Origin of the sequence: Streptomyces sp. WI03-4A, assembly GCF_033792105.1 — a bacterium.
Lineage (GTDB): Bacteria > Actinomycetota > Actinomycetes > Streptomycetales > Streptomycetaceae > Streptomyces > Streptomyces collinus_A.
The window spans coordinates 123,477-137,631 of record NZ_JARAUO010000005.1 but is presented as its reverse complement, the minus strand read 5'-3'; the positions used below and the strand labels follow the sequence as shown (position 1 = coordinate 137,631).

Below are 14,155 nucleotides of genomic sequence, written 5' to 3'. Positions count from 1 at the left end.
AGGGTCGTCCGTTGTTCAGCATCACCGTCCGCGATCACATCATGATCGCCCACAGCTTCCGCGGCGAGGTGTTCGGACCCGCGCAGCGACTGCACGGCGCCACGTTCCTGGTGGACGCCACCTTCCGCCGTGAACAGCTGGACGAGGACAACATCGTCGTGGACATCGGTCTGGCCACGCGCGAACTCGGCGCCATCACCGGCGAACTGAACTACCGCAACCTCGACGACGAACCCGAGTTCGCGGGAATCAACACCTCCACCGAGTTCCTCGCCAAGGTCATCGCCGACCGGCTCGCCGAACGCGTCCACAAGGGCGCGCTCGGCGAGGGCGCCAAGGGCCTGAAGTCCCTCTCGGTGACCCTGCACGAGTCACACATCGCCTGGGCGAGCTACGAGCGTGGCCTGTGACCGAGACGACCATGGCGAAGACGCGGCTCGCCTACGTGCCCGCGCAGCCCACCGCTTCCGAGAAGGCCGGGATCATCCCCATGTCCCTGCGCACCGTGCACTTCGTCATGCCGGGCGGCGTCGACGACCCGGCCGCGCCGAGCGGCGGCAACGCCTACGACCGCCGGGTCTGCCTCGACCTGCCCGGCTTCGGCTGGCAGGCCGTGCGGCACGCGGTGCCCGGCAGCTGGCCGCGCCCCGGCCGGGCCGACCGCGACGTACTCGCCCGCACCCTGCGCGAACTGCCGGACGACACCGTCGTCCTGCTGGACGGCCTGGTCGCCTGCGGCGTCCCCGAGGTCGTCGTCCCCGAGACCGAACGCCTGCGCCTCGCGGTACTGGTGCACCTGCCCCTCGGCGACGAGACGGGCCTCGACCCGCTCGTGGCCGCCGACCTCGACGCGCGCGAGCGTGCGGTGCTGCGCGCGGTGCCCGCCGTGATCGCCACCAGCGACTGGGCGGTCCGCCGCCTCGTCTCCCACCACGGCCTGGCGCCCGAACGGGTGCACGCCGCCGCCCCCGGCGCCGACATCGCGCCCCTCGCCCCCGGCACCGACGGCGTCTCCCGCCTCCTGTGCGTGGCCGCGGTCACCCCGCGCAAGGGCCAGCACCGGCTGGTGGAGGCGCTGGCCGCGGTCACCGACCTGCCGTGGAGCTGCGACTGCGTCGGCGGGCTGACCGGCGACCCGGAGTACGTCGCCCACCTGCGCGGCCTGATCCGCGAACACGGCCTCCAGGACCGGCTGCGGCTGATCGGGCCGCAGGCCGGCGCCGCACTCGACGCCAGCTACGCGGCGGCCGACCTGATGGTCCTCACCTCCTACGCGGAGACGTACGGCATGGCCGTCACCGAGGCCCTGGCGCGCGGTGTACCGGTGCTGGCCACCGACGTCGGCGGGGTGCCCGAGGCGGTCGGCCGCGCCCCCGACGGCGGCGTCCCCGGCATCCTCGTGCCGCCGGAGGACCCCGCCGCGTTCGCCGCCGAACTGCGCGGCTGGTTCGGCGAACCCGACGTGCGCCGCCGGCTGAAGGCCGCCGCGCGCGGGCGCCGCGCCGCCCTCGACGGCTGGGCGACGACCGCCCGCAGCCTGGCCGGGGTCCTCGGCCGGCTTCCGCAGGCCCCGGGGAGGGCGGCATGACCGAGACGACGACGGTGACCGGCGGCATCCCCGCCCAGCCGGGGCCCCGCGAGGGCGCGTACCAGCTGCCCGCAGGGAGCGAGGAGACACGGGTGGACGCCGGTGAGCGGACGGGCGAGCCGTCCGGTGCGGCCGCCGGGCCGGACGGGCCCGACGAGCAGGGCAGGCAGGGAGGGCACGGCGAACATGGCGGTTCCTCGGGTGTGATCCCCGGTGCCGGTCCTGTCACCCGGCCCGGTGAGCGGGCCACCCTGCGGCTGAGGGACGGCGCCGACGCGAACCACGGCGGGCACGGCGAGCACGGCGAGTACGGCGGGCACGACGACCGGCCCGGGGGACACGACGCCGGCGAGGAGCCGGCGAGGTACGCCCCGGAGTGGCTGCAACTGCGCGAACCCGCCGACGCGGACGCCCGGGCGGCGGACCTGCTGGACCCGCTGCGGGACCGGTTCGCCGCCCTGCCCGACCGGGAGGGCGGCCTCGTGGTGCACGACCTGGGCTGCGGCACCGGCTCGATGGGCCGCTGGCTCGCGCCCCGCCTCGACGGCGCCCAGCACTGGGTCCTGCACGACCGCGACCCCTACCTGCTGCACTTCGCCGCCGTCGCCTCCCCGCGCTCCGCCGCCGACGGCAGCCGGGTCTCGGTCGAGACGCGCCGCGGCGACGTCGCCCGGCTCACCCCGGACGCGCTGGCCGGGGCCTCCCTGGTGACGGCCTCGGCGCTGCTGGACGTCCTCACCCGCGAGGAGATCGACGCCCTCGCCGACGCGTGCGCCGGCGCCGGCTGCCCGGCCCTGCTCACGCTGTCCGTCGCCGGACGCGTCGAACTCGCCCCGGCCGACCCGCTGGACGCGGAGCTCACCGAGGCGTTCAACGCCCACCAGCGCCGGACCGGCCTGCTCGGCCCGGAAGCGGTCACCGTCGCCTGCGAGGCGTTCGCCGAGCGCGGGATGACGGTGCGGCTGCGTCCCAGCCCGTGGCGGCTGGGCCCCGAGCACGCCGCGCTGACCGCGCAGTGGCTGCGCGGCTGGGTGGGCGCGGCCGTCGAACAGCGGCCCGAACTGCGCGAGCGCGCCGAGCGCTACCTCGGCGAACGCCTGGCCGCGTGCGAGGCCGGTGAGCTGGAGGCCGTCGTCCAGCACACCGACCTGCTGGCCCTGCCCCGGCCGTCGGGAGGGGCCTCATGAGCGAGCCGGCCGGGGGAGGAGCGGGCACGGCCCGCCCGCCGGAGGCGTCGACGGCGCTGCTGGAGCTGCCCGCGGGTGAGGCCGTGCGGGCCGGCGGCGCGACGCCGGGCGGGTCCGGATCCGCCACGACGGGGGAGCACGGCGCCATCGAGGCGGCCGGGTCCGGGGCCTGCGCGCCTGGCGAACTCGGCGCCTGCCTGCCTGCCGAGGCAGCCGGCACCTCCGAGTCGCCACAGCACACCGGGGAATCCGACACCTCCGCCCGGACACCCGCGCCCCGCACCCTCCTCGCACGTCTCAACTCCCCAGCGTTGCGCACCCACTTCGGCACCGTGGCCGGCACGGTCATCCTCGCCGCGCTGTTGTGGCGGCTCGGTACCGGCGTGCTGCTCGACGGGCTTCGGCGGATCGACTCGACGACGCTGCTGGCGGCCTCCGGCATCGGCGTGGTCACCACCGTGTTCAGCGCGTGGCGCTGGCAGTTGGTCGCCCGGGGCCTCGGCATCCGGCTGCCGCTGGGTGCCGCGGTGGCCGACTACTACCGGGCGCTCTTCCTCAACGCGGCCCTGCCCGGCGGCGTGCTCGGCGACGTGCACCGGGCGGTGCGGCACGGGCAGAGCGCCGGTGACATGCGGCGCGGGGTGAAGGCGGTCGTCCTGGAGCGGGTCGCCGGGCAGATCGCGCTCGCGGTGTTCGGTGCGGCGGTGCTGCTGACCCTGCCGTCGCCCGTCCGGTCGGACGTCCGCGTCCTCGGCCTGCCGGTGGCTCTGGCCGCGGCGGCCGCGCTCGCCGTGGTCCGCGTCGTCCGGGGCAACCGCGCCTCCGCCCCCGGCGGCGGCATGCGCCGGTTCCTCGCCGAGGCACGGCAGGGCCTGTTCTCCCGCCGGTCCGGCCCCGGAGTGGCGCTGTCCTCCGCCGTCGTCCTGGCCGGGCACCTCGCGATGTTCGTCGTGGCGGCCCGGGTCGCGGGCTCCGCCGCGTCCGTCGCGGTGCTGCTCCCGCTCGCCGTCCTCGCCCTGGTCGCCATGGGCCTGCCGCTGAACGTCGGCGGCTTCGGCCCCCGCGAGGGCGTCACCGCCTGGGCGTTCGGCGCCGCCGGGCTCGGCGCGAGCAGCGGAGTGGCCGTCGCCGTCGTCTACGGCGTGCTCAGCTTCGTCGCGGCCCTGCCCGGCGCCGTCGTCCTCGTCGCCCGCTGGTGGACCGGGCTGCGCGGCTACTCCCGTACCGCGCCGGCGCCGTCGGGGGACGTGAGCAGCGCGAAAAGCGCGCCGAACGAATCCGCCAGGCTCGCCAGCAGTTCCTTCCCCTTTTCCGCCGAGCCCAGGGAAGGACGGCCGATGACGCCCGAATCGGTATAGGCGGACATTCCCACGGTGAGCAGATGGCGACGGTCGTCCGCGGTGAAATCGGCGGACTCGTATCCAGGGCGGACGAATTCGGGGTGAGAGTGCAGCAGAATCGACGTCTCGATTTCTCCCGCGTGCATGTCGGTCAGCAGCGAGGTGGTCACCCCCGCCCGCTGCCGAGCCGTCTCCCAGTCCTCCGCGGCCGGGAAGAGCCCCATGCGCTCCCCGCGCGCGGACGCCTCCTGGACGACGTTGCCCAGCACGTAGTTCCCGCCGTGCCCGTTGACCACGACCAGCGCCTCGACACCGGAGCGGCGCAGCGACTCGGCGATGTCCCCGACCACCGCGTGCAGGGTCGGCGCGGAGATGCTGACGGTCCCCGGCCAGGCCGCGTGCTCGTGCGAGCAGGACACCGTCACCGGAGGAAGGAGGTGCACCGGGTACGCCTCGGCGATCTCCCGTGCCACGGCACAGGCGACGAGCGTGTCGGTCGCCAGCGGAAGGTACGCCCCGTGCTGTTCGAGGCTGCCGACGGGAAGGACGGCGACCTGTGTTGAAACGCCCGCCCCCCGCATCCGTACGTCTTCCGTAGTGTCCGCCGGCACCACCCCGTATGCCACCGGCCGCGCGCCCGAACCACTCATCTTTTCCCGGCCTTTCGTCTCTGCTTAGGAATCAGATCATGACAGAAAACCTCGGCGTCCTCGGCAAGAAGTCTTCGCGGCGTTCGGGCGCGGAACGCGTCGTGAATACCCCGTTGCCCACCGTGTACGGGAAATTCCAGGCGATCGGCTACCTGGACCACGACCGCGGTGACGAGCAAGTCGCCCTCGTGCACGGCGAGATCGGCAGCGAGAACGTTCTGGTCCGGCTGCACTCGGAGTGCCTGACCGGGGACGCGTTCGGCTCCCAGCACTGCGAGTGCGGCGACCAGCTGGCCTCCGCCATGCGCGCGGTGGTCGCCGAAGGCAGCGGCATCGTCGTCTACTTGAGGGGGCACGAGGGGCGCGGCATCGGCCTGCTGGCCAAGCTGCGCGCGATGGCCCTGCAGGCTGAGGGCCTGGACACGGTCGAGGCGAACCTGGCGCTCGGCCTGCCGGTCGACGCCCGGGACTACGGCGTCGCCGCGCAGATCCTGCGTGACCTCGGGGTGCGCTCGGTCCGCCTGATGTCGAACAACCCGCGCAAGCGAGAGGCGCTGGTGCGGCACGGCATCCAGGTCGCCGAGCAGGTGCCGCTGCTGATCGAGCCGTGCGAGAGCAACATCACCTACCTGCGGACCAAGCGGGAGCGGATGGACCACATCCTGCCCCACCTGGACGCGGTCGCCCACGGCTCCTGAACCGCCGGCTCCCGCCCGCCGGGCCCCTGCCCACGGCTCCGGCCCGCCGACTGCCGACGGCGGACCGCCGACGGCCGACCGTCGGGCCCGTCCCGCCTGGGTCCCGGCCGGGGGAGCCTGCCGGAGGGAGCCCGCCAGGGCAGGCGCCCGCCCGGCGCCGTGGCGCGCGCGGCACCCGGGTGACATCGTCTACAGCGACAGCGTCGGACTCGGCATCCGGGACGCGGCGGCGGCCCGGGCCGTGAACCGCGCGGTGAAGGAGGCGGCGAGTGAACCTTCGGGCCCGGGTGGTCATCGTCGGTGGCGGGGTGATGGGCACGAGCATCGCCTACCACCTGGCGCGCGCCGGAGTGCGGGACGTGGTCCTGGTGGAACGCGACGAACTCGCCGCGGGCTCCACCTCCCGGGCCGCGGGCGGGGTGCGGGCCCAGTTCTCCGACGAGCTGAACATCCAGCTGGGCGCCCGCAGCCTGGAGGCCTTCGGCCGGTTCGAGGAGGAGATCGGCCAGGACATCGGGCTGCACCGGGTCGGCTACCTGTTCCTGCTCTCCACGCCCGAGCAGGTCGCCTCCTTCGAGGCGGGCGTGCGCCTGCAGAACTCCCTCGGAGTGCCCAGCCGGATGCTGACCCCGGCGGAGGCCCTCCGGCTGTCGCCGCTGATCAGGACCGACGGGCTGCTGGCCGCCGCCTACTCCCCGGACGACGGCCACTGCACCCCCGAGGCGGTCGTCCAGGGCTATGCCGCCGCCGCCCGCGCCCGCGGCGCCCGCATCCTGCGCCACACCGAGGTGACCGGCGTCGAACGTGACGGCAGCACCGTCACCGCCGTCACCACCACCCGCGGCCGCATCACCACCGGCACGGTGATCTGCGCGGCCGGTGCCTGGTCACGTGCGGTCGGCGCCCTGGCAGGCGTGGACCTGCCGGTACGGCCGCTGCGCCGGCAGATCGCCGTCACCGAACCGGTGCCCGGCCTGCCGCCGGCGCTGCCCATGACCATCGACTTCACCACCAGCCTCTACTTCCACGCCGAGGGCCCCGGACTGCTGCTCGGCATGTCCGACCCGGACGAGCGGCCCGGCTTCGCCACCGACACCCACGACCGCTGGATCCCCCGGCTGTGCGAGGCGATGCAGCGCCGTGCCCCCGCCCTGTTGGAACTGCGCCGCACCGGCGGCTGGGCCGGTCTGTACGAGAACACGCCCGACCACAACGCGCTGATCGGCGAGGCGTCCTCGGTATCCCGTTTTCTGTATGCGACCGGCTTCTCCGGACACGGTTTCCTCCAGGGACCCGCCGTGGGCGAGATCGTCCGCGACCTGTACCTGGGCCGCGTACCCTTCCTGGACGTCAGCCCCCTGAGCGCCGGCCGGTTCGCGGCCGACGCCCCGCGCCCGGAGGCGAACCTGGTATGACCGAGCTCCACCTGTGGCTGCGCCACGAGGCCCGCACGACCGAGCGGCGCACGCCGGTCGTCCCCACCGACGCCCGCCGTCTCGTCGCGGACGGGGTCCGCCTGACCGTGGAGGAGTCCCCGCAGCGGATCTTCCCCCTGGAGGAGTACGTGGCGGCCGGCTGCGGCACCGCACCGGCGGGCTCCTGGGTGACGGCCCCGCCGGACGCGGTGATCCTCGGATTGAAGGAGCTCCCCGGCGACCCGCCCAGGCTGACACACCGGCACATCTCCTTCGGGCACGCCTACAAGGGGCAGCCGGGCGCGGCCGACCTGCTGCGCCGGTTCGCGGCCGGGGGCGGAGCACTGCTGGACCTGGAGTACCTGGTCGACGAGCACGGCCGCAGGCTCGCCGCCTTCGGCTACTGGGCCGGCTACCTGGGCGCCGCCCTCACCGTGCTCCTGCACCGCGGCCGGCTGAGCGCCCCCCTGCGGCCGACCGGCAGAGAGGAACTGGACGCCGCCCTCCAACCGGTCGCCGATGACGAGGAGTTCACGGCTCTCGTGATCGGCGCGCTGGGCCGCAGCGGCCGGGGCGCCAACGCCGCCCTGGACACCGCCGGCGTGACCGCCACCCGCTGGGACCTCGCCGAGACCCGCGACCTGGACCGCGCGGCCCTGCTGGCCCACGACGCGATGCTCAACTGCGTCCTCGCCACCACCCCCGTCCCGCCCTTCCTGCGCGAGACCGACCTGGACGACCCGGCCCGCCGCCTGCGCACCCTGTGCGACGTCACCTGCGACGTCGGCTCCCCGCTGAACGTCCTGCCCGTCTACGACCGCACCACCGACTGGACCGCCCCGGCGCGCCGGCTGCGCGAGGACCCGCCGCTGGACCTCATCGCCATCGACAACCTGCCGTCCCTGCTGCCCCGCGAGTCCAGCACCGACTTCTCCGCGGCCCTGCTGCCCGAACTGCTCGGCTTCGGCACCTCGGCGGCCTGGCGGCGCTGTCTCGACCGGTTCCACCAGGCCTGCCGGGAACTCGGCATCGCAGAAGGGTAGTTGCGTCATGACTGAGCGCGTTCCGGCGAGCGGCACCGTGCACTGGGTGGGCGCCGGCCTGTCCACCGGCAGCGGACTGGCGGACCTGTGCGAGCGGGCCGGCCGGGTACGGCTGTGGCACCGCACCGAGGAACGCGCGGCCGACGCCCTGGCCGGAATGGGCCTGACGGGACGGGCCGGACCCCGGGCGTTCACCCTGCCGGCCCTCGCCGCCGCACTGGCGCCCGGCGACGTCGTCGTCTCCATGCTGCCCGCGCCCGAACACGCCGGGCTGCTGTCCGCCTGCGTCCGGGCGCGGGCGCACTTCGCCTGCTCCAGCTACGTCTCGCCCGAGGTGCTCGACCAGGTCCCGACGGCCCTGGCCACCGGTCTCGTCGTGCTCACCGAGGCGGGCCTCGACCCGGGCATCGACCACCTCTTCGCGCACAGCCTCATCGGCCGGGCACGTGCGGACATCGGACCGGACACCCCGGCGGCCTACCGCCTCACCTCCTACTGCGGCGGTGTCCCGGCGGTCCCGAACGACTTCCGGTACCGCTTCAGCTGGGCACCCCTCGGCGTCCTCAACGCGCTGCGAGCGCCCGCCCGTTACCTGCAGGACGGCGCCGAGGTCACCGCCGCCCGGCCCTGGGAGGCGACCCGGCCGCTCGTCCTGGCCGGGGAGACCTTCGAGGCCTACCCCAACCGGGACAGCGTCCCTTTCGTCGAGCAGTACGGGCTGCCGGCCGCCTGGACGCCCCGTACCTTCGTGCGCGGCACGCTGCGCCTGGACGGCTGGCGCAAGGCGTGGGAGCCGGTCTTCGAGGAACTGCGCACGGGCGACGACGAGCGCATCGCCGCCCTGGCCCGCGAACTGGCGGCGGCCCATCCGACCACGGACGCCGACCGCGACCGCGTGGTGCTCTCGGTGTCCCTGACGGTCGAGGCCGCGGACCGAACCTGGACCGGCGGGTACCTGCTCGACCTCGTCGGCGACGAGGAGGAGTCGGCGATGGCCCGCTGCGTCTCCCGGCCCCTCGCCCTGGGCGTCCGTCACATCCTCGACGGATCCCTGCCGGCCGGCCTGAACCGGGCGGCGGAGACCGCCGCGCGATCAGCCCTCTGGCTGGCCGAACTCTCCGATGAGGGACTGGACTTCAGCTTCCGGCGGGATACCTAGAGGGGCCTTCGGGCCGGCCGGTCCGCCTGCGCTGCGCGGCCCCCCGGTCGGGCGGCTCAGTGGTGCTGTCCGATGCGGTCGACCACCTGGATGTCCTCCAGCGTTGTGGTCCGGTAGTAGTAGTTGACCTGCTTCCACTCGCCGTTCACCTTCTTCGCGGAACTGCCCTTGGTGCGCAGGCCCAGGTAGTCGTAGGTCTTGCGGTCGAAGAGGAAGGTGAAGGCGGCCTTGGGGTGCGAGACGCCGACGGCGCGCCGCCCGGTCACGGTCGCGTCGTGGTAGTCGAGCCTGATCCGGGGCAGCTTCGACAGCGCTTCGAAGGCGGCGGCCTGCAGCGCCGGAGGCAGCACCCGGGGCTCCGTCAGCAGCATGCACCCCTCGAAGAACGCTTGCACGTCGTTCAGCAGCGAGCTCTTCATGCCGGGCCTGAACTGGGCCAGGAGCTTGTCGGGGTCCGTCGGCATTCGCTGGAGCTCGGAGTAGACGGTCGGCGGCCAGCGCACCTCGTGCTTGCCGAGCGGCGGGTCGTGGTGGATCTTCCCGTTCTCCTGGCGCAGGGACGGCTTCGAGCCGTCCACCGACGTCCAGCTCTCGTCGGTCCACGTCCGGGTCCTGCCGCCGTTGAGGTACGTCTGGACGACGTACGTCCGGGTGTAGAAGTACTGGTCGTCGCGCGGGACGGGCAGGTCGCGGTTCGCGGTGCGGGACCGGTCGGCGGCCCGCCGCAGCACCTCGGCGGCGCTGACCGTGTCCAGCCGGGTCGTGCGGTCGTGTCCGTCGCCGTCGCGCGTGACGACGACGCTGACGCCCGCGCCCGCCGCGACGGCGCCGGCGAGCGCGGTGCGCAGCACCAGGCGCCGGTTCAGCCCGCCGGTGCGGGCGGTGCGACCGCGGGACTCCTCGGTGACGGCGGTCTCCAGGCGGGCCCGGGCCGCCGCACGGGCCCGGTCGGAGAGTCCCTCGGCGCCGGTGTCCCAGTCCCGCACCTGCGTCAGCTCATCCATGATCGGTCTCCTTGCGGTGCGGTCGAGGTGGGGTGGCCGGCTGCGGCCAGTGCCTTGCGCAGCCTGGTGCGGGCCCGGTGCAGACGGGAGCGCACGGTGCCGACCGGCACGCTCAGGGCCTGCGCGGCCTCCTCGTAGTCCAGTTCGCCCCAGGCGATCACCAGCAGCACGTCCCGGTACCGGGCGGGCAGCCCGGCGAGGGCGCCGGCCAGCGCGCTGTGCGACCCGCCGCTGAGCCGTTCGGCGACCCCGTCCTCGGGACCGTCGTGCTCCGTCCCGGGCGCCAGGGAGGCCACCCGCGACAGCGCCCGCAACCGGCGCGCCTCGTCGCGACGGTGACGCCCGATCAGGTTGGTGGCGATCCCGTACAGCCAGGGCCGGGCGTGCGGATGCGCCGGGTCGTAGCGCCGCCGCCGCTGGAAGGCGATCACGAAGGTCTCCGCCATCAGGTCGTCGGCGGTGTCGGAGCCGAGGCGCCGGGCGATGTAGCGGTGGATGTCGTCGGCGTAGCGGTCGAAGATCACGGCGAACGCGTCGGGCGTCTCCCAGGACCGTTCGATGACCGAGCCGTCGGAGCCGCCGCTCGCGGCCGTCGCCGGGGCGGCCGCGGCGCCGTTGTCTCGCAGCGGGGTCACGTTCCACCTCTGTGGTTCATGCACGTCCTCGGGAATCGGGTCGTGGTGTCGTGGTCACCCGCTGTTCGCCGATGCCGGGCACGGAGTTCCAGTCCGGCAAGTGACCCGCATCACAGCGCCGTTGGTGCGCATCCGAGGGCCGGAAGCCGTGACCGCGGCGGCCGGCCGGGCGGTCCTCGGGGTCAGTCCGTCAGCGCCTCGTGCACCAGCCGGCGCAAATCCGGGAAGACCTTCAGGCCCCTCGGCCGCACCTGGGTCATGAACTGCACGGTGAGGTCGTGGGCCGGGTCGACCCAGAAGGCGGTGGTGGCGACTCCGGTCCAGCCGTACGTGCCCCGGCTGGTCGGGGCCAGGGTGCGGGTCGGGTCGGTGACCACGGAGACGTTGAAGCCGAAGCCGAGTCCCCGGTTGGCGCGGCCCTGGTGGGCGGGGGCGCCGAAGGAGCTCAACTCGGCTTCCCCGGGCAGCTGGTTGCGTGACATCCGGGCCACCGTGCCGGGCGACAGCAGGCGGACGCCGTCCAGTTCGCCGCCCCGGCGCAGCATCTCCATGAACCGGTGGAAGTCCGGCGCACTGGAGACCAGACCGCCGCTGCCGGACAGGAACCGCGGCCGGTCCAGCACCGGCAGCCCGGGGACCGGCGTGATACCGCCCTCCTCCGTCTCGCCGTACAACTCGGCCAGCCGGTCCACCTGTTCGGGGGCGATGTGGAAGCCGGTGTCGGTCATGCCGAGCGGGCGCAGGATCCGCTCCGCGACGTACGCGTCCAGGGGCCGGCCGGAGACCACCTCGATCAGCCGGCCCAGCACGTTGGAGGCGACCGAGTAGTTCCAGCTCGTGCCCGGCTCGAACTGCAGCGGCATGCGCGCGTACACCTCGACGGTCTGCGCGAGATCCTTGCCCGGCGGCACCGAGTACTCCAGGCCCGCTTCCCGGTAGAGCGCGTCCACGGGGTGCTCGTGGTAGAAGCCGAAGGTCAGGCCCGCCGTGTGGGTGAGCAGATGCCGGACGAGGACCGGCCCGGCGGCCGGACGCGTGCGGACCCCGGCGCCCGCACCGCCCTCGTACACCCGCGGTTCGGCGAAGGCGGGCAGGTACCGGTCGACCGGGTCGTCCAGCGACAGGCGGCCGTCCTCCACCAGTTGGAGCACCGCGACCGCGGTGACCGGCTTGGTCATCGAGTAGATCCGCCACAGGGTGTCCGTCCCGACCGGCAGCCCGGCGGCGACGTCCCGGTGGCCGTGGACGGTCAGGTGGGCGACCCGGCCGCCGCGCGCCACGGACACCAGGTACCCGGGCAGCCGGCCCTCCTCGACGTGACGGGCGAAGAATTCGTCGAGCCGCCCCAGGGCCTCCGGGCAGAGCCCCGCCTCGTCCGGGTCGGCTTCCTGCCGCAGCTGTGCCATCGTGCTCCTCCGCATCGATCCCGCGCGTGCGCTCCGGCCCGCCTGCCGGGACGCACACCCTCATCGTCGCGCAGGAACACCCGGACGGACCCGCCCGTCCGTGATCTCCCTGTCCGGCGCGGCACCGGGTCCGGGCAGCGCGCGGGCGGCCGGTACACCGAGCGCCGCCACGGCCGCGAGCACGAGCAGCGCCGGCCGGGGCCCGGCGCCCATCAGCGCCGTCGCCGCGGCCACCCCGAGCACGGGCCCCACGTTGAGCGCGGTCTGCTGCAAGCCGCCCGCGACCCCGGCCACCGCCACCCGCGCGCCGCGTACGACGACCTCGGTGGCCGCCACCATCACCGTGCCGAAACCGGCGCCCAGCAGCGCGAAACCACCCCCGAGGGCGGGCGTGCCGGTGGCCCCGGACAGGACCAGGACGCCCGACGAGAGCAGCGCCATGGCCGCCGCGACCGTCCGCCGCGCGCCCAGCCGGCGCAGCAGCGCCGGGCACAGGACGGCGGACAGCACCATCAGCACCGCCAGCGGCAGGCTGCGCAGGGCGCTCTGGAACGGGTCGAGGGCCAGCCGCCGCTGGAGCACGTACGTCTCGGCGAACAGGGTGCCGAACAGCGCGGCAGACGCGGCGACGAGCAGGCCGAGCGCGGCCCCCACCGCCGGGGAGCCGATCACGCCGGGCGGCAGCAGCGGATGCGCGCCGCGCCGCTCGTGCCGCACGAAGACGGTTCCGGCGAGCACCGCACCGCCCAGCGCGGGCACGCCCCACGCGCTGGAGCCGGGCAGCGTGACCAGCGCCTGCACGAGACAGGCCAGGGCGAGCGCGAGCAGCAGGGCCCCGGGCAGGTCCAGCGGGGCTCGGACCGCCGGGCGGCGGTCCGAGCCCGGCAGCGCGAACGCCGCCAGCCCGAAGCCGGCCGCGGGCAGCGCGCCGACGAAGAACACCGCCCGCCAGCCGAGACCGCTCACCAGTACCCCGCCCAGCAGCGGACCCACTGCCGCCGCCAGGCCGATCGCGGCGGTGCGCACGGCCAGCGGCACCGCCAGCCGCTGCGGCGGGTACGCGGCCCGCAGCATCCCGAGCGTCGCCGGCTGCAGCAGCGCCCCGAACACGCCCTGCGCCACCCGCAGTCCGATCATCCAGCCGATGCCGGGCGCCAGGCCGACGCCCGCCGACGCCGCGCCGAACCCCAGCATGCCGAGCCCGAACACCCGCCGGTGCCCGTACCGGTCGCCGAGCCGCCCCGCGAACACCAGCAGGCTCGCCACCGCGACGAGGTACGCGGTACTCGTCCACTGCACCGAGGCGAACGACGCGTGCAGCGACCGTTGCAGGGAGGGCTGGGCGACCGTGAGGACCGTACCGTCGAGGGCGACGAGCACGGCCCCCGCCACACTGCTCGCCAGCGTCAGGCCGCGGTTCACCGCTCGTCCCGCGGGCCCAGGTGGGCGTCCAGTACCGCGTCGAGCAGCGGGCCCAACTGCTGTTCGCCGGTGGCGAGCTGGAGGCTGTTCCAGTGCCAGAGCTGGGCGACGCCGTGCAGGTTCGCCCACAGCGCGCCGGCCACCCGCCGGGCGTCCGCCTCGGGCCTGACCCGACCCACCAGGTCCGCGAGCACCCCGAACAGCGGCAGGCTGGTCTCCCTGAGCACCGAGCCGCCGCTGTCCAGCAGGTCGTGACGGAACATCAGCTCGTACATGCCCGGGTTGTCCAGCGCGAACTCCAGGTAGGCCCGCGCCAGTCCGGTCAGCCGTCGGCGCGGGCCGGTGACACCGGGCGCGGACCTGCCGACCCGGTCGCCCAGGTCGGTGAACCCCCGGTGGGCGATGGCGGACAGCAGCTCACGGTGGGTGGGGAAGTGGCGGCGCGGCGCCCCGTGGGAGACCCCGGCGCGCCGGGCGATCTCCCGCAGCGTCAGCGCCTGCACCCCCTCGGCGGCCACCAGTTCCACGCCCACATCCACCAGCCGGGCCCGCAGGCCCGTGTCGGACTCGCCCCTGGATCCCGTGTCTGACTCGCTCATGGATACTGT

Annotated in this window: 13 protein-coding genes and 1 pseudogene; 8 read left to right on the top strand and 6 right to left on the bottom strand. The window is 74.7% G+C overall.

The annotated features are described in order from the left end of the window. The first annotated feature begins 11 nt into the window (after window positions 1-11). The 4 genes and pseudogenes from PV343_RS08350 to PV343_RS08335 form a co-directional block, all read left to right on the top strand. Window positions 12-410 (top strand): 6-pyruvoyl trahydropterin synthase family protein, encoded by a 399-nt coding sequence (locus PV343_RS08350; RefSeq protein ID WP_319146154.1) that lies wholly within the window; start codon window positions 12-14, stop codon window positions 408-410. Window positions 411-421: 11 nt separating this feature from the next. Beyond that, on the top strand, window positions 422-1,588 hold the full coding sequence (locus PV343_RS08345) for a glycosyltransferase family 4 protein (RefSeq protein ID WP_319146283.1): 1,167 nt from the start codon (window positions 422-424) through the stop codon (window positions 1,586-1,588). Beyond that, complete coding sequence (locus PV343_RS08340) at window positions 1,585-2,775, top strand: class I SAM-dependent methyltransferase (RefSeq protein ID WP_319146153.1); 1,191 nt, start codon at window positions 1,585-1,587, stop codon at window positions 2,773-2,775. The genes PV343_RS08345 and PV343_RS08340 overlap by 4 nt, the downstream gene beginning before the upstream one ends. Continuing rightward, window positions 2,772-3,887, top strand: a pseudogene (locus tag PV343_RS08335) (lysylphosphatidylglycerol synthase transmembrane domain-containing protein); the annotation flags it as partial. The gene PV343_RS08340 and the pseudogene PV343_RS08335, both read left to right, overlap by 4 nt. A 101-nt stretch (window positions 3,888-3,988) precedes the next feature. Here the strand turns inward: PV343_RS08335 and PV343_RS08330 are convergent. Then, window positions 3,989-4,765: a creatininase family protein gene (locus PV343_RS08330; RefSeq protein WP_319146152.1), complete on the bottom strand. Its 777-nt coding sequence runs from the start codon at window positions 4,763-4,765 to the stop codon at window positions 3,989-3,991. Between the two features lie 38 nt (window positions 4,766-4,803). On the opposite strand from PV343_RS08330, the gene ribA reads away from it, so the two are divergent. The 4 genes from ribA (at window position 4,804) to PV343_RS08310 (ending at window position 9,080) form a co-directional block, all read left to right on the top strand. Beyond that, window positions 4,804-5,463 carry a GTP cyclohydrolase II gene (ribA, locus tag PV343_RS08325; RefSeq protein WP_319146151.1) on the top strand — a complete coding sequence of 220 codons (660 nt, stop codon included), beginning with the start codon at window positions 4,804-4,806 and terminating at the stop codon, window positions 5,461-5,463. A gap of 269 nt (window positions 5,464-5,732) precedes the next feature. Then, on the top strand, window positions 5,733-6,878 hold the full coding sequence (locus tag PV343_RS08320; RefSeq protein ID WP_319146150.1) for an NAD(P)/FAD-dependent oxidoreductase: 1,146 nt from the start codon (window positions 5,733-5,735) through the stop codon (window positions 6,876-6,878). Continuing rightward, window positions 6,875-7,921 (top strand): saccharopine dehydrogenase, encoded by a 1,047-nt coding sequence (locus PV343_RS08315; RefSeq protein WP_319146149.1) that lies wholly within the window; start codon window positions 6,875-6,877, stop codon window positions 7,919-7,921. Before PV343_RS08320 ends, PV343_RS08315 begins: the two co-directional genes overlap by 4 nt. 7 nt (window positions 7,922-7,928) lie before the next feature. Beyond that, window positions 7,929-9,080 (top strand): saccharopine dehydrogenase family protein, encoded by a 1,152-nt coding sequence (locus tag PV343_RS08310; RefSeq protein WP_319146148.1) that lies wholly within the window; start codon window positions 7,929-7,931, stop codon window positions 9,078-9,080. A 56-nt stretch (window positions 9,081-9,136) separates the two neighbouring features. On the opposite strand, the gene PV343_RS08305 is transcribed toward PV343_RS08310, so the two are convergent. The 5 genes from PV343_RS08305 to PV343_RS08285 form a co-directional block, all read right to left on the bottom strand. Continuing rightward, on the bottom strand, window positions 9,137-10,084 hold the full coding sequence (locus tag PV343_RS08305; protein ID WP_319146147.1) for a CU044_5270 family protein: 948 nt from the start codon (window positions 10,082-10,084) through the stop codon (window positions 9,137-9,139). Beyond that, window positions 10,072-10,719 carry an RNA polymerase sigma factor gene (locus PV343_RS08300; RefSeq protein WP_319146146.1) on the bottom strand — a complete coding sequence of 216 codons (648 nt, stop codon included), beginning with the start codon at window positions 10,717-10,719 and terminating at the stop codon, window positions 10,072-10,074. The genes PV343_RS08305 and PV343_RS08300 overlap by 13 nt, the downstream gene beginning before the upstream one ends. Window positions 10,720-10,901: 182 nt before the next feature. Then, on the bottom strand, window positions 10,902-12,125 hold the full coding sequence (locus PV343_RS08295) for a serine hydrolase domain-containing protein (protein ID WP_319146145.1): 1,224 nt from the start codon (window positions 12,123-12,125) through the stop codon (window positions 10,902-10,904). A 60-nt stretch (window positions 12,126-12,185) separates the two neighbouring features. Next, on the bottom strand, window positions 12,186-13,547 hold the full coding sequence (locus PV343_RS08290; protein ID WP_319146144.1) for an MFS transporter: 1,362 nt from the start codon (window positions 13,545-13,547) through the stop codon (window positions 12,186-12,188). Continuing rightward, window positions 13,544-14,146: a TetR/AcrR family transcriptional regulator gene (locus PV343_RS08285; protein WP_319146143.1), complete on the bottom strand. Its 603-nt coding sequence runs from the start codon at window positions 14,144-14,146 to the stop codon at window positions 13,544-13,546. The genes PV343_RS08290 and PV343_RS08285 overlap by 4 nt, the downstream gene beginning before the upstream one ends. Window positions 14,147-14,155 lie beyond the last annotated feature (9 nt).

What these genes read in the sequence shown, in the direction of transcription:
- PV343_RS08315 (WP_319146149.1), top strand. Translation starts at nt 6,875, where the DNA reads ATGACCGAGCTCCACCTGTGGCTGCGCCACGAGGCCCGCACGACCGAG.
- PV343_RS08345 (WP_319146283.1), top strand. Translation starts at nt 422, where the DNA reads ATGGCGAAGACGCGGCTCGCCTACGTGCCCGCGCAGCCCACCGCTTCC.
- PV343_RS08330 (WP_319146152.1), bottom strand. Translation starts at nt 4,765, where the DNA reads ATGAGTGGTTCGGGCGCGCGGCCGGTGGCATACGGGGTGGTGCCGGCG.
- PV343_RS08310 (WP_319146148.1), top strand. Translation starts at nt 7,929, where the DNA reads ATGACTGAGCGCGTTCCGGCGAGCGGCACCGTGCACTGGGTGGGCGCC.
- PV343_RS08295 (WP_319146145.1), bottom strand. Translation starts at nt 12,125, where the DNA reads ATGGCACAGCTGCGGCAGGAAGCCGACCCGGACGAGGCGGGGCTCTGC.
- PV343_RS08305 (WP_319146147.1), bottom strand. Translation starts at nt 10,084, where the DNA reads ATGGATGAGCTGACGCAGGTGCGGGACTGGGACACCGGCGCCGAGGGA.
- PV343_RS08340 (WP_319146153.1), top strand. Translation starts at nt 1,585, where the DNA reads ATGACCGAGACGACGACGGTGACCGGCGGCATCCCCGCCCAGCCGGGG.
- ribA (WP_319146151.1), top strand. Translation starts at nt 4,804, where the DNA reads ATGACAGAAAACCTCGGCGTCCTCGGCAAGAAGTCTTCGCGGCGTTCG.
- PV343_RS08285 (WP_319146143.1), bottom strand. Translation starts at nt 14,146, where the DNA reads ATGAGCGAGTCAGACACGGGATCCAGGGGCGAGTCCGACACGGGCCTG.